The following is a 562-nucleotide window of genomic DNA, read 5'->3' as shown; positions in this document are numbered from 1 at the left end:
AGTCCCACGCGGAGAGTGCAACTTGCATGGCTCTAGGGTCCGCATTGCAAGTCCCACGCGGAGAGTGCAACTTGCATGGCTCTAGGGTCCGCATTGCCGACATCTTCCGATGCTATCGCAAGTAATCGGCGGGCAATGTAAAGTGGATCACAACCTGCAGCTATCATACGAGCAGCCCAATACAAAGCGGCATCTGGGTTTGATCCACGAATAGATTTGTGCACAGCGGAGATCAAATCGTACCAAATGTCGCCTTTATTATCGAAGCGAGAGACTTTCTCCCCGGCTACTTCAGCAAGCAGTTTGAGTGTTATCTCTTTTTCACCTTGATCATTCTCTTCTGCCATATCGTAGAGAAGCTCAAGGTAGTTAAGAGACATGCGAGCATCACCGTTCACCAACTCGGCTAGACGGTCTAACACATTATCAGCAAAGTTCGCTGGCGTATCGCCCAGGCCTCGTTCTTTGTCGTTAATCGCTTGATTTAGTGCGAGCGAGATCTCTTCTTTATCCAGTGAAGTCAGCTTGTAGACTCGAGCACGAGACAACAATGCGTTATTCA

The 562-nt window shown here is 49.1% G+C and carries 1 pseudogene; it reads right to left on the bottom strand.

The features are described from left to right. Positions 1–50: 50 nt before the first annotated feature. A pseudogene (locus R7093_RS27170) lies at positions 51–562 on the bottom strand (recombination factor protein RarA); the annotation flags it as partial.

The organism is Vibrio sp. 1580, assembly GCF_033340055.1.
The sequence above is the reverse complement of the archived record's forward strand: the minus strand, read 5'-3'. Positions and strand labels throughout refer to the sequence as shown.